This is a genomic window from Chelatococcus reniformis (assembly GCF_014640075.1).
Classification (GTDB): domain Bacteria; phylum Pseudomonadota; class Alphaproteobacteria; order Rhizobiales; family Beijerinckiaceae; genus Camelimonas; species Camelimonas reniformis.
The window spans coordinates 132,598-145,196 of record NZ_BMGG01000002.1; the positions used below are offsets into that span (position 1 = coordinate 132,598).

The 12,599-nt window shown below is 68.1% G+C and carries 11 protein-coding genes; 2 read left to right on the forward strand and 9 right to left on the reverse strand.

Features of this window, described 5'->3' with window-relative positions; all coding sequences use genetic code 11:
• Window positions 1-71: 71 nt before the first annotated feature.
• Complete coding sequence (locus IEW34_RS05210) at window positions 72-1,727, forward strand: OFA family MFS transporter (protein WP_188608103.1); 1,656 nt, start codon at window positions 72-74, stop codon at window positions 1,725-1,727.
• 310 nt (window positions 1,728-2,037) lie between these two features.
• Here the strand turns inward: IEW34_RS05210 and IEW34_RS05215 are convergent, their stop codons facing one another.
• From IEW34_RS05215 to IEW34_RS05230, 4 genes are read right to left on the reverse strand one after another with little or no spacing between them, the layout of a single operon-like run.
• The gene (locus tag IEW34_RS05215) at window positions 2,038-2,808 is read right to left on the reverse strand and encodes an ABC transporter permease (protein ID WP_188608104.1); all 771 of its coding nucleotides are present in this window, start codon (window positions 2,806-2,808) and stop codon (window positions 2,038-2,040) included.
• On the reverse strand, window positions 2,805-3,608 hold the full coding sequence (locus tag IEW34_RS05220; RefSeq protein WP_188608105.1) for an ABC transporter permease: 804 nt from the start codon (window positions 3,606-3,608) through the stop codon (window positions 2,805-2,807). The genes IEW34_RS05215 and IEW34_RS05220 overlap by 4 nt, the downstream gene beginning before the upstream one ends.
• Entirely contained in the window at window positions 3,605-4,423 is an 819-nt protein-coding gene (locus IEW34_RS05225; protein WP_188608106.1) for an ABC transporter ATP-binding protein, read from the reverse strand. Before IEW34_RS05225 ends, IEW34_RS05220 begins: the two co-directional genes overlap by 4 nt.
• Before the next feature lie 14 nt (window positions 4,424-4,437).
• Window positions 4,438-5,523 carry an ABC transporter substrate-binding protein gene (locus IEW34_RS05230; protein WP_188608107.1) on the reverse strand — a complete coding sequence of 362 codons (1,086 nt, stop codon included), beginning with the start codon at window positions 5,521-5,523 and terminating at the stop codon, window positions 4,438-4,440.
• A gap of 243 nt (window positions 5,524-5,766) precedes the next feature.
• Between IEW34_RS05230 and IEW34_RS05235 the strand changes: the two genes are divergently transcribed.
• Window positions 5,767-6,819, forward strand: coding sequence for a phosphotransferase (locus IEW34_RS05235; RefSeq protein WP_244641801.1), 1,053 nt, complete (start codon window positions 5,767-5,769; stop codon window positions 6,817-6,819).
• Window positions 6,820-6,986: 167 nt separating this feature from the next.
• Here the strand turns inward: IEW34_RS05235 and IEW34_RS05240 are convergent, their stop codons facing one another.
• The 5 genes from IEW34_RS05240 to IEW34_RS05260 form a co-directional block, all read right to left on the reverse strand.
• Window positions 6,987-8,183, reverse strand: a complete 1,197-nt coding sequence (locus tag IEW34_RS05240) for an ABC transporter substrate-binding protein (RefSeq protein WP_244641802.1) — start codon at window positions 8,181-8,183, stop codon at window positions 6,987-6,989.
• Window positions 8,184-8,260: 77 nt separating this feature from the next.
• A complete protein-coding gene (locus IEW34_RS05245) occupies window positions 8,261-9,400 on the reverse strand; it encodes an acyl-CoA dehydrogenase family protein (RefSeq protein ID WP_188608109.1) in 1,140 nt (379 codons plus the stop codon).
• 10 nt (window positions 9,401-9,410) lie between these two features.
• Complete coding sequence (locus IEW34_RS05250) at window positions 9,411-10,184, reverse strand: SDR family NAD(P)-dependent oxidoreductase (RefSeq protein ID WP_188608110.1); 774 nt, start codon at window positions 10,182-10,184, stop codon at window positions 9,411-9,413.
• Complete coding sequence (locus IEW34_RS05255) at window positions 10,181-10,969, reverse strand: enoyl-CoA hydratase/isomerase family protein (RefSeq protein ID WP_188608111.1); 789 nt, start codon at window positions 10,967-10,969, stop codon at window positions 10,181-10,183. Before IEW34_RS05255 ends, IEW34_RS05250 begins: the two co-directional genes overlap by 4 nt.
• Window positions 10,970-10,979: 10 nt before the next feature.
• The gene (locus IEW34_RS05260) at window positions 10,980-12,584 is read right to left on the reverse strand and encodes a class I adenylate-forming enzyme family protein (protein ID WP_188608112.1); all 1,605 of its coding nucleotides are present in this window, start codon (window positions 12,582-12,584) and stop codon (window positions 10,980-10,982) included.
• Between the last annotated feature and the right edge of the window lie 15 nt (window positions 12,585-12,599).

Below are 12,599 nucleotides of genomic sequence, written 5' to 3' on the forward strand. Positions count from 1 at the left end.
AGAGCATTTCGGCGATTCGAAGAAACGCGGAAATGCTCTAGGCCGGCCATCAGCGTAAGGGGGAAGCCATCATGACCGTTGCACAAGGTGTGGGGCAGGTCGCCCCGCAGCCGGGGCTGCTTGACCGCGAGCGGACCATCGCCAAGGCCGGCTTCAACCGTTGGCTGGTGCCGCCGGCGGCGCTCGCCATCCATCTCTGCATCGGCATGGCCTATGGCTTCAGCGTGTTCTGGCTGCCGCTGGGCCAGGCCATCGGCATCACCAAATCGGTCGCCTGTCCGGCCGACATGGGACTCGCCGCCGCCCTGTTCACCACCGCCTGCGACTGGAGGGTGGCGGATCTGGGCTGGATGTACACGCTGTTCTTCGTGCTGCTCGGCTCATCGGCGGCCATCTGGGGCGGCTGGCTGGAGCGGGTAGGTCCACGCAAGGCGGCCTTCGTCTCGACCTTGTGCTGGTGCGGCGGCCTCCTGGTCTCCGCCCTCGGCGTCTATCTCCACCAGCTCTGGCTGATGTGGCTGGGCTCAGGCGTCATCGGCGGCATCGGCCTGGGGCTCGGCTACATCTCGCCGGTGTCGACCCTGGTCAAATGGTTCCCCGACCGGCGCGGCATGGCGACCGGCATGGCGATCATGGGCTTCGGCGGCGGCGCCATGATCGGCTCGCCGCTCGCCGACATGCTGATGAACGCCTTCAAGTCGCCGACCTCGGTCGGCGTCTGGGAGACGTTCGTGGTCATGGCGGCGATCTACTTCGTCTTCATGCTGGCCGGCGCCTTCGGTTACCGCGTTCCGCCGATCGGGTGGAAGCCTGAGGGCTGGACGCCACCGGCGACGCAGAAGGCCATGATCACCACCGGCAACGTCCATCTGAGGGACGCGCACAAGACGCCGCAGTTCTGGCTGATCTGGGCCGCGCTGTGCCTCAACGTCTCGGCGGGCATCGGCGTCATCGGCATGGCCTCGCCGATGCTCCAGGAGATCTTCGCCGGCTCGCTGATCGGCCGGCCGGAGGTGACCTTCGGCGCGCTCGATCCGGACCAGCGCAGGATGGTGGCGACGATCGCCGCCGCCTTCGTCGGCCTCTTGTCGCTGTTCAACATCGCCGGCCGGTTCTTCTGGGCGTCATTGTCCGATAAGATCGGCCGCAAGATGACCTATGCCACCTTCTTCGGCCTGGGCATCCTGCTCTACGCGCTGTCGCCGTGGGCTGCGCACGCCGGTTCGCTGGCGTTGTTCGTCGCCTTCTTCTGCATCATCCTGTCCATGTACGGTGGCGGCTTCGCCACGGTACCGGCTTACCTCGCCGACATGTTCGGCACCCAGTTCGTCGGCGCCATCCACGGCCGGCTGCTCACCGCCTGGTCGACGGCGGGCATCATCGGGCCGGTCGTCGTCAACTATATCCGCGAGGCGCAGATCGCCGCTGGCGTGCCGCGGGCCCAGGTCTACGACCGCACCATGTACATCCTGGCCGGCATGCTGGTGCTCGGCTTCATCTGCAACCTGCTGGTCCGGCCGGTGGCCGCGCGCTGGTTCATGAAGGACGCCGAGGTGGCGGCGCTGCAGACCAAGGGCGCGAGCGCGGCGCTCGGGCCGACGGGCTCGTTCGGCATCGGCCGCGGCGGCCTCGATGCCAAAGCGGCGCTGGCCTGGGCGGCCGTCGGCATCCCGATCCTGTGGGGCGTGTGGATCACGCTATCCAAGTCGCTGGTGCTGTTCCGCTGACGCGGCAAGGGGCTGTGGCGGCGAATTTGACCCTCGAGCTGATGGATGTCGGGTCAAGACCGACCATGACGAGATTGGGACGGAAAGTCTTTTATTCTCAACGTCATGATCGGGCCTGACCCGACCGTCCAGCGCCTTGAATGCCACGAACCCGTGGCCAGGTCCCACGGTCACGATCGCTGGGCCGCGCCAACTAGAGCATTTCCGCGTTTCTTCGAATCGCCGAAGTGCTCTATCTGATTGTTTTGTCGCGTTTTCTTCACGCGAACCGGCGTCCACTTCGCTCGAAATCGCTCTAAACGCCGGCGGCTCACGACCAGAAGACGATGCGGCGCTGAGCCTCTTTCACCAGCAGCCCCGCGGCGACGCCCATTGCCGAGAGGCTGAGGATGGCGGCGAACATGCCGGCGATGTCGAGTTCGCCGGAGCCGGACTTGATGATGAAGCCGAGCCCCTCGGTCGAGGCCACGAACTCCGACACCACGCAGCCGATCAGCGCCAGCACCACGGCGATCTGCAGCGCGCCGAAGACGTAGGGCGCTGCCGCCGGCAGGCGTGCGTGCAGCAGGATGTGGAGGGGCGAGGCGGAGAAGGCGCGGTACATGTCCAGCAGGCGCGGGTCGACCGCCCGCATGCCGGTCGCGGCCGCCACGAACAGCGGGAAGAAGCACAGCAGCGCGACGGTGAAAACTTTCGATTCCAAGCCGAAGCCGAAATAGGAGATGATGAGCGGGGCGAGCGCGATCTTCGGCACCGATTGCAAGGCCGTCACCAGCGGCATCATCAGGTATTCGAGCGGCCGGATCAGAACGATGAGCGCGCCGCTCGCCAGGCCGGCCAGCGCGCCGATGACGAGGCCGCCGAGCGCCGCCTTGCCGGTCGCCAGCGCGTGCGGCAGCAACGTGCCGCCGATCCAGCCCTGATAGAGCGCGCGCAGCACCGCCATCGGGCTCGGCAGCACGAAGGCGTCGAGGCCGCCCGGCCGCGTCGCCCAGGCCCAGACGGCGACGATGACGACGCCGGTCGCCAGCGGTGGGACGACGGCCTTCACGACATCGAGCGCGTGGCGGGGCTCCATCATGCGCCCTCCATGTGCGTGTCGCGCCGCTCGGTCTCCCAGAACACGACGATGCGCCGGGCGCCGCGCACCAGGGAACTGGCGAGGACGCCGGACAGGGCCAGCAGGATGATGGCGGCGAAGGCGGTCGGCGTGTCGAGGGTCGTCGTCGCGTTCTGGATCAGGAAGCCGAGCCCGGAGGTGGCCGACACGAACTCCATGACCACCGCGGCCAGCAGCGCGAAGACGACGGCGACCTCGAGGCCGGTCATGATCTGGCTCGCCGCGGTGGGAAAGCGCACCGCGAGCAGAATGCGCAGCCGCCCGGCCCCGCAGGCGCGGTAGAGATCGATCAGGTTGGGATCGACGCCGCGCAGGGCAATGAAGGCGTTGACGAAGATGGGATAGAAGCAGGCCAGGACGACCAGCGTCACCGACGCGCCCATGCCGTAGCCGACCCAGATGAACAGCAATGGCCCGAGCGCGATCTTGGGGATCGACTGGAAGGCGATGATCGGCACCATCAAAAAGCGCTCGGCCGTCGCCGACACCGCCAGCAGGGCGGCAACGCCGAGGGCGATCAGGGCACCGACGGCATAGCCGATGGCGACGGCACCGAGCGTGGAGCCGATGTGAGGCCAATAGGCGCCCGAGGTGAGCCCGTCGGCCAAGGCGGCGACCGCCTGCCCGGGGCCGGGCAGGACCGTGTCCTGAAAACCTCCCAGCCATTTCAGCGCCATCCAGGCAGCGGCGGTCAGGCCGAGCGCGGCCAGGGGACCGGCGATGCGGGCCGCCAGGCGTCGCGGCATCCCTCCCGCCGTCATGCCGGCTCCGCCATCGCGACGAAGGCCTGGCGCAGACGGCTGGCCAGCGCGACGAAGCGTGGATCGGCCATGGTCTCGATCGTGCGCGGCCGCGGCAGGTCGACGTCGACCGAATGCAATAATCTGCCCGGCCGTGGCGACAGCACCAGGATGCGATCCGAGAGATAGACCGCCTCCGGAATCGAGTGGGTGATGAACAGCACCGATTTTCCGGTGCTCATCCAGATCCGCTGCAGCTCGTCCATCATGGTTTCGCGCGTCATCGCGTCGAGGGCGGCGAACGGCTCGTCCATGAGGAGCAGCGCCGGGTCGTGGATCAGCCCGCGGGCGATGCCGACGCGCTGCTGCATGCCGCCGGACAGCTCGTGCGGATAGTTGGCCGCGAAGGGCTCCAGCTTGACGAGGCGCAGCAGCTCCAGGGCGCGCTCCCGGCCGGCGGACGCGTCGCGCCCCATGGCGCGGATCGGCACCAGGACGTTCTCCAGCACCGTCTTCCACGGCAGCAGAGTCGGCTGCTGGAAGACGATGCCGACGTCGCGGCGCGGCGCGGTGACGGGCTCGCCAGCCAGTCGGATGCGGCCTGCCATGGGCCGGAGCAGGCCCGATGCCAGTTTGAGCAGCGTGGACTTGCCACAGCCCGACGGTCCGAGCACGGAGACGAAGGCACCCTGTGCCACGTCGAACGACAGCCGGTCGAGCGCGGGCACCCGCCCGCGGCGCGATTCATAGGTCAACGAGACGTCGGCGACCTCCAGGTGCGTTGGCGCCGCACGCACCACGGTGGGACGCAACTGTTCATATGCCGCGACAGCCATGTCAGTCCTTCTTGTCAGTCGTTCTTGGCCTCGGCCGCACGTGCCTTGGCGATCACGGCGTCCCGGTCGAACTTGTTGAATTCGGGCACGAACTGGTTGGTGTAGAGCGTCTCGACCGGCAGGTCGGCGCGCGGCAGCACGCCGCCGTCGGCGAGTACCTGCACGTGGATATTCCACGAGTCCGGCTTGAACGAGCCCCACTCCTCCTTGCCGTCGGGGAAGAAGCCGATCGACTGGTAGTTGCCGTCGAGCAGGCGGACCCCGAGGGCCAGGGCCTCCGCCTCCTTGTCCGGCGTGGGCCTGGTCGCCGGATAGACCTGCCAGAACGAGCGGGCGCAGGCCTCCCGGGCCGCCTTGCAGGCGACCGACAGCTTGGCCATCGCCCGGCCGAAGCGCGCCAGCAGATCGGGCTTGTCGCGGATCATATCGACGTGGGCCACCAGGGCGGACGAGAACATGTGCCGGTACCGATCGGGGTAGGGCAGGGTGCGAACCGCAATGCCCGCGGTGCGCATCTTCTCGTTCTCGGAGATGTAATAGTTCATGACATCGACCTGGCCGGTCTGGAGCTGGCGCCAGGCAGCCGGCCCGACGCCGATCGGCACGACGGTGATGTCCTTTTGCCAGGCGATGCCCGCCTCGGCGAGGATGGCGCGCGACATCGGGATGTTGCCCCAGGTGAGCGCGCCGATGCCGAGCTTCTTGCCCTTCAGATCGGCGATCGTCCCGATCGGGCTGTCGTCCTTGACGGAGAAGGTGTAAACGGAGCCGCGCAAGTAGTTGTAGAAGAAGCGTACGTCGATGCGCTCGCCTTTCGCCAGGGCCTGCAGCTGTCCGTCGGCCGTGCTGTTGGCGAAGACCAGCGACTTGTTGGCGACCTGCGGGACGGTCGGCGTATTGGACAGCGAGACGAGCTGCAGATCGATCCCCTCATCGGCGAAGAAGCCGAGCGTGATGCCGAATGTCAGGTCGGCATACTGCTGGGTGATCGCCGTCGGGATGGCATAGGTGACCTTGTCGGCCGCGGCGGCGCCGGCGGCCAGGCCGGGCAGGCCCATCACTGCCAAAGCGGCTCCCAAGCACACGTGTCTCGTTCCCATGCGTTCCTCCCGGTCGCGGCGGCTTGGCTGCCTGTGCAGCCTGTGTCGGCGGCGCGGAGCCGTTCCGGTCCGCCGTTGCGATTTTTATAACACGATATAAAAGTCTGGCGACTGCATTTGTGGAGAACGCCGCGCCGGCTTACAGCCCGGCTGGCGCATGATGCGCGTGCGTCACATCATCCGGCCCGATCCACGCGGCAGCCGGACAGGCCGGCAGAGCCGGAAGACGAGGGAGGCAAGAGGGTGGCAACATACGCGGAGACGACCGACGTCCTGCCGCAGCATCGCTTCGATGCCGGCAGGCTCGAGCGGTATCTGGCGGAGCACATGCCCGGTTACGCCGGCGGTCTCACGCTGTCGCAGTTCGGTAGCGGCCAGTCGAACCCAACCTTCTTCCTGTCGCTGGAGACCAAGGGCGAAGGCCGGCGCGACTACGTCCTGCGCAAGAAGCCGCCGGGCAAGCTGCTGCAATCGGCCCACCAGGTCGACCGTGAATATCGCGTCATCACGGCGCTGGCCGACACCGACGTGCCGGTGCCCCGCACGGTCGTGCTCTGCACCGACGAGAGCGTGATCGGCACGATGTTCTACGTCATGGAGGCGGTGCCGGGCCGCATCTTCACCGATGCGGCGCTGCCCGGCCTGACGCCCGCCGAGCGCGCGGCGATCTTCGATTCGATGAACGACGTGCTGGCCCGACTGCACCAGGTCGACTACCGGGCCGTCGGCCTGGGCGACTACGGGCGCGAGGGCAGCTACATCGCCCGCCAGATCAAGCGCTGGATCAGCCAGTACGAGGCGGCGAAGACCGACGACATCCCCGAGATGGACAAGCTGATCGCCTACCTGCCACAGCACATCCCGGACGAGGATCCGACCACCATCTCCCATGGCGATTATCGGCTCGGCAACCTGATCATCCACCCGACCGAGCCGCGCGTCGTCGGCGTGCTCGACTGGGAATTGTCGACGTTGGGCCATCCGCTGGCGGACGTCGCCTACAACTGCGTCGGCTACTACATGAAGACGCGCCCGCACGGCTTCGCCGACATCGACTTCGCCACCAGCGGCATCCCGACCAGGGACGAATATGTCGCGGCCTACTGCCGCCGCACCGGCCGCAGCGAGATCGAGCACTGGAACTTCTACGTGGCGTTCTCGCTGTTCCGCCTCGCCGCCATCGCCCAGGGCGTCTACAAGCGGGGCCTCGACGGCAATGCCTCCTCGCCGGAAGCGATCAAGTCCCGCGACGGCGCCCGCGGCCGTGCCATCGAGGCCTGGAAGCTGGTCGCCTGAGGGGATCGGCGGGCCGACGACCCCGGCCGGGCCCGCGTTTCCAAGTTGCCCGCTTTCCAAGTCGATGATAGCCGGGTCGAGCCCGGCTATGACGTTGAAGTCAAAGGATCTTCACTTCACGCCCCCGTCATGGCCGGGCTTGGCCCGGCCAACCATCGACCGGTGCGTCAGCGTCCCGTGATCAGGTCGCCGAGCATCTCCCAGGACTTGCCGTTGAAGCGCATCATCTGCATGGCCTTGATCGGGCCGTGGTCGTCCTTGGAGATGCTGACCTTGATGCCCGGCAGCAGCATCGGCACCTCCAGGTCGCGGATGCTCTCCACCGCCGCCATCAGCGTCTCGCGGGTCGGATTGGGGCCGGCCTTGTCGAGCGCCTGGTGCATGGCGAAGGCCATGCCGTAGGCGTAGGGGTTGAGCCAGTCGTTCTTGGCCCCGGCCGGATAATACTTGTCCATGAAGGCGGACCAGGCCTTGAAGTCGGGGGCGTCCTGCCATTGCGGATCGGTCGGCTGCTTGACGTAGGAGGTGGAGATGATCCCCACCGACTTGTCGAGGCCGGCACCGGTGAGCACCGGGTCCACCGAATTGCTGACGCTCGGCACGATGAACAGCGGCTTCCAGCCCAGCGCGTCGACGGCGCGGATCGATTGTGCGGCGAATTTGGGTGTCGTGGCGCTGATGAAGACGTTGGCGCCGCTGCTGCGCAGCTTGGAGATCGGCGAGTCGACCGTGGCATCGGAAAGCTCGTAGGTCGCCGTGTCGACGATGGCCTTGGCCTGATCGCCGAGGCCCTCCTTCAGGCCGGCCAGGATATCCTTGCCATAGTCGTCGTTCTGGTAGAGCACGGCGATCTTCGGATCCTTGACGGTGGCGAGGATATACTTGGCGTAGATGTGGCCTTCCGTTGGATAATCGACGTTCCAGCCGACGGTCCACGGGTATTTCTTTGGCTGGTTCCATTTGGAGGCGCCCGACGAGACGAACAGCTGCGGCACCTTCTTGGCGTTGAGATAGGGCTGCGTCGCCGACGACGTCGGAGTGCCGATCGGCAGGAAGATGGCGAGGACGTCGTCGCGTTCCACCAGCTTGCGCGTCTGCTCCACCGCCTTGGGCGGGGTGAAGCCGTCGTCGAGGCTGACGATCTCGACCTTGCGGCCGTGGATGCCACCGTTGGCGTTGACCATGTCGAAATAGGCGATGGCCGCCTTGGCGATGGTGCCGTAGGCCGAGGCGGGGCCGCTGTAGGGCGCGGTGTTGCCGAGCCGGATGTGGCTGGCGCTCACCCCGGGAGCTGCCTCCTGCCCGTGCGCGGGCGCCGCGAGTATCAGTCCGGCCAAACCGGCCGCCGCAGTCAGTCGTCTCATGTCGATCCCTCCCATTGTGATTGTTCCTGTCGCGGTATGGCCGGCCTTCACGGCTGCGCGGTTGCAGCGCGCGGGCATCACAGATGCCGCGCGATGATCTCCTTCATGATCTCATTGGTGCCGGCGTAGATGCGCTGGCCCCGGGCATCGGCGAAGGCGCGCGCCACCTTGTATTCGCGCATGTAGCCGTAGCCGCCGTGCATCTGGACGCACTGGTCCACGACCCGGCCCTCGAGCTCCGTCAGCCAGTACTTGCACATCGCCGCTTCGTCCGCGGCCAGCGCGCCGGCCTGAAAGCGAGCGATGCTGCGCTCGAGGAAGGCGCGGCCGACCGCGATCTCGGTCTTGAGCTCGGCCAGACGGAAGCGCAGGTGCTGGAACTGGGCGATCGGCTGGCCGAAGGCCGAGCGGCCGTTGGCGTAGGCCAGGGTCTCGGCGAAGGCGGCCTCGGCACCGGCGACGGCCGCCATGCCGACCATCAGCCGCTCGCGCGGCAGCTGCGCCATGAGGTGACGCAGACCCTGGCCTTCCTCGCCGAGCCGGTTCGTCATCGGGACGCGGACGTCGTCGAAGAAGAGCTCGACCGTGTCCTGGGCCTTCTGGCCGACCTTGTCGAGCAGCCGCCCGCGGGCAAAGCCCGGCCGGTCGGTCTCGACCAGGAAGAGCGTCTTGCGGCCCGGATCGTCGCCCTCGAGGGTGGCCAGCACGACCACCAGATCCGCGTGCAGTCCGTTGGTGATGAAGATCTTCTGGCCGCTGATCCGGACGTCGTCGCCGTCGCGGCGCGCCACGGTCCGCGTGCCCTTGAGGTCGCTCCCCGCACCCGGTTCGGTCATGGCGACCGACAGGACGGTGTCGCCGCTGACGCAGCGGGGCAGCCAGTGCGCCTTCTGCGCCTCCGTCCCGTAGTGAAGGATGTACGGGGCGATGATCTCCGAGTGCGTATAAAAGCCGGGAAGGGCGATGAAGGCGCGGGCGAACTCCTCGATCACCACCAGGGCGTGGTCGATACCGGCGCCGGGGCCGCCATAGGCCTCGGGGATGCTCGGGCAGAGCAGGCCGGCGGCGCCCATGCGCCGCCACAGATCGCGGGGCGCGGCGCCGGCCCGCTCCCAATCGGCATAGTGCGGCGCGATCTCGCGCGCGATGAAGCGGCGTGCGGTCTCCCGCAGCGCCTCCAGCTCGGCCGCGCCGGCTGTGGTCTCGTCGGTTGTCATCGCGTTCACCTCACGGGCCGCCATAGGCGCACCAGCCGCCGTCGACGGGCAGGGTGACGCCGGTGATGTAGGAGGCGGCGTCGGACGCCAGGAAGGCGACGGCATTGGCGATCTCGCCGGCTTCGCCCAGGCGGTGCATGGGCAGCCGCCGCTCGATGGCGGCGCGGTCCACCCGCGTATCGGCGAACATTTCGTGCGCCATCGGTGCGTCGATGTAGCCGGGCGCGACGCAGTTCACGCGCAGTCCCCGCGGGGCCCACTCGCACGCCAGGTTTTTGGTGAGGTGGACGACGGCGGCCTTCGACACACCGTAGCCGTTCGAGCTCGGAATGCCGCCGAGGCCGGCGACCGAGGCGATGTTGACAATGGCGCCGGGGATCTTGCGAGCGAGGATATGGGCGGCCACGGCGCGGCACATGAGGTAGGTGCCGCGCAGGTTGACGTCGATGACGCGCTGCCAATCGGCCAACTGCTGGTCGACCGTGCGTGCGATGGGTTCGGCGACGCCGGCGTTGTTGACCAGCGTGTCGATGCTCCCGAGCGCCTCGATCGCACGGGCCGTGAGGGCGGCGGCGCCCGCCTCGGTGGCGATGTCACCGGTGATGGCGAGCGCCGATGGGCCCAGGCTTTCGGCCGCGCGCGCGAGCCGGCTCTCGTCCCGATCGGCGAGGGCGACGCGGGCGCCGAGGCTCTGCAGCCGGGCGGCGATGGCGAGACCGATGCCCCCCGCGGCACCGGTGACCAGGGCCGTGCGGCCGTTGAGATCGAGGAGCGGGGCCGTCACGTCCGCCTCCGGGCCGCCGCCTCGCGGAATTCGTTGACCAGCCGCTGGTGGTCGGCGCTGACGTTGGTGAGCGCCTCGTAGGCGAGGCCGGCATCCATCATCGCGGTGGCGAGCTGCCTGAGCGCGATGTTGGTGGTCACCTTGCTCCAGCGGATCGCCTTGGTGGCGCCGCCGGCGAGCCGGTCGGCGAAGGCATCGACGGCGGCATCGAGCTCATCGCCGGGCACCGCGTGGTTGATCAGGCCGATCTCGGCGGCGCGCGGCGCCGCGATGCGGTCGCCGGTGAGCAGGAACTCCTTGGCGCGGGCGAAGCCGATGAGCTGCGGCCAGATCACCGCGCCGCCGTCGCCGGCGACCATGCCGATGGAGACGTGGGGGTCGGCGAGATAGGCTTTCTCGGCAGCGAAGCTTATGTCGCAGAAGAGGGCGAGCGTGGCGCCCAGACCGACGGCCGGGCCGTTGATGCGGGCGATGGTCGGCTTCTCGCAATCGATCAGCGAGAAGACGATCGCCTTGGCTTCCGCCACCGTCGTCTCGAAGCTATCGGGGTTGTCGATGGCGTCCTGCATCCATTCCACGTCGCCGCCCGCGCAGAAGGCCCGGCCGGCGCCGGTGAGGACGACGATGTCGGACTCGGCATCCTTGGCGGCGTCGGTGAAGACGCGGGACAGCTCCTCGTGGAGCTCGGCATTGACCGCGTTGAGGCTCGCGGGCCGGTTCATGGTCAGGGTCAGCACCCGGCCCCGGCGGGTGATCTCGATGGATCGGTAATCGCTCTGCTTCATGGTCAGCTCGCTATGGCAAGGGAGGTGGTGGCTCGGAGGTGGTGGCTTGACGGCGCAGTTCGGCCTTCAGCACTTTGCCCATGGGGCCGCGCGGCAAGTCGGCGGTGAAGGTGATGCGGCGTGGCACCTTGTAGTCGGCTAGCTTGTCCGCAAGGAATGCGCGCAGGCCGTCGACGGTGACGGTCCGTCCGGGATGGAGCACGACGAAGGCGTGAATGTCCTCCCCGAGCTTGGGGTGCGGTACGGCGACGACGACCGCCTCCTGCACGGCAGGATGCTTGAACAGGTTGTCCTCGATCTCCAGCGAGCCGATGTTGTGGCCGCCCCGGATGATCATGTCCTTCTTGCGGTCGACGTGATAGAGGAACCCGTCGTCGTCCAAGTATCCGATGTCGCCGGTGTAGAGCCAGCCGTCGCGCAGGGCGGATGCAGTCAACTCGGGCTCGTCGAAATACTCGCGCATGACGCTCGGACTGCGGATAAGAATCTCACCTGGCGCGCCGGGCGCGGCCGGACGGCCCTCCTCGTCGACCACCCGCACGTCCGTCAGCGGCCACGGGCGGCCGACCGAGCCGAGCTTGGCCGGCGGATCGTCGCCGCGGGCGACGGTGCCGGCCGGTCCGCTCTCGGTCATCCCGAAGGTCTGGCGCAGCTCCACGCGGGGAAAGACGGCGGCGAGGCGGCGGATGACCTCGACCGGCATCGAGGCGCCGCCATAGTCGAACAGCCGAATGCGCGACAGATCGTTCGCCGCCGCATCGTAAGCCTCAAGCAGAAAGATGTAGAACGAGGGGGCGCCGATGTATTTCGTGGTGCGCTCGCGCTCCATGCGCGCCATCACCTCACCGATCTTCAGCTCCGGGTCGAGCACGGCGGCGGCGCCGGCCCACCAGGCGGGCAGCAGGAGGCAGTGCAGCGAGGCCGTGGTGAAGAACGGAAAGAAGCTCTGGTAGACGTCGTCCGGCCCGAGCGACAGGGCGGCGGCGAACCCGTAGGCCGCCACGAGGCTGCGCGTATGGGTCATCACGGCGCCCTTGGGATGAGCCGTCGTGCCCGACGTGAACAGGATCTCCGAGATCGCATCGGGCGAGACCTGCGGCCAGCCGCCGTTCGCGGCCCGGCCGCGGCCGAAGACCTCGCGCCAGTCGAGGACGTCCGCGCCGGATGACGCACCGACCGCCACGACGGCGGTCACGCCGAGGAGGCGAGGGCGCACCGCGGCCACCCGGTCCAGCAATTCGGCCATGACGAACAGCACCCGGCAGCGGGCCTTGTTCACCACGTAGACGATCTCTTCCGGCGCGAAACGGGTGTTGACGGGAACGACCACCACGCCGAGCCGGTGCAGGGCGAGCATGGTCACCGCCGCTTCAAGGCCGGCTTCGTTGCCCAGCATCAGACCGGCATGGTCGCCGGGGCCGAACCCCTGGCTCCGCAGGGCATCGGCCAGCGTCGCGGCCCGCCAGCGCAACTGCTCATAGGTCAGGCGATGTTCGCCGCCGTAGGCCGAGGCGGCCGTGAGGGCGTGCGCGTCGGGCCGCCGGTCCGCGCGCTCGTCCACCATATCGATGACGGTCCGGCCCACGATCTCGTCAGGCAACGTGAATTGCGCCACTCCCAACTCTCCCTG

Coding starts and splice junctions, on each gene's coding strand:
- IEW34_RS05210 (WP_188608103.1), top strand. CDS start 72: ATGACCGTTGCACAAGGTGTGGGGCAGGTCGCCCCGCAGCCGGGGCTG.
- IEW34_RS05215 (WP_188608104.1), bottom strand. CDS start 2,808: ATGATGGAGCCCCGCCACGCGCTCGATGTCGTGAAGGCCGTCGTCCCA.
- IEW34_RS05220 (WP_188608105.1), bottom strand. CDS start 3,608: ATGACGGCGGGAGGGATGCCGCGACGCCTGGCGGCCCGCATCGCCGGT.
- IEW34_RS05225 (WP_188608106.1), bottom strand. CDS start 4,423: ATGGCTGTCGCGGCATATGAACAGTTGCGTCCCACCGTGGTGCGTGCG.
- IEW34_RS05230 (WP_188608107.1), bottom strand. CDS start 5,523: ATGGGAACGAGACACGTGTGCTTGGGAGCCGCTTTGGCAGTGATGGGC.
- IEW34_RS05240 (WP_244641802.1), bottom strand. CDS start 8,183: ATGAGACGACTGACTGCGGCGGCCGGTTTGGCCGGACTGATACTCGCG.
- IEW34_RS05245 (WP_188608109.1), bottom strand. CDS start 9,400: ATGACAACCGACGAGACCACAGCCGGCGCGGCCGAGCTGGAGGCGCTG.
- IEW34_RS05255 (WP_188608111.1), bottom strand. CDS start 10,969: ATGAAGCAGAGCGATTACCGATCCATCGAGATCACCCGCCGGGGCCGG.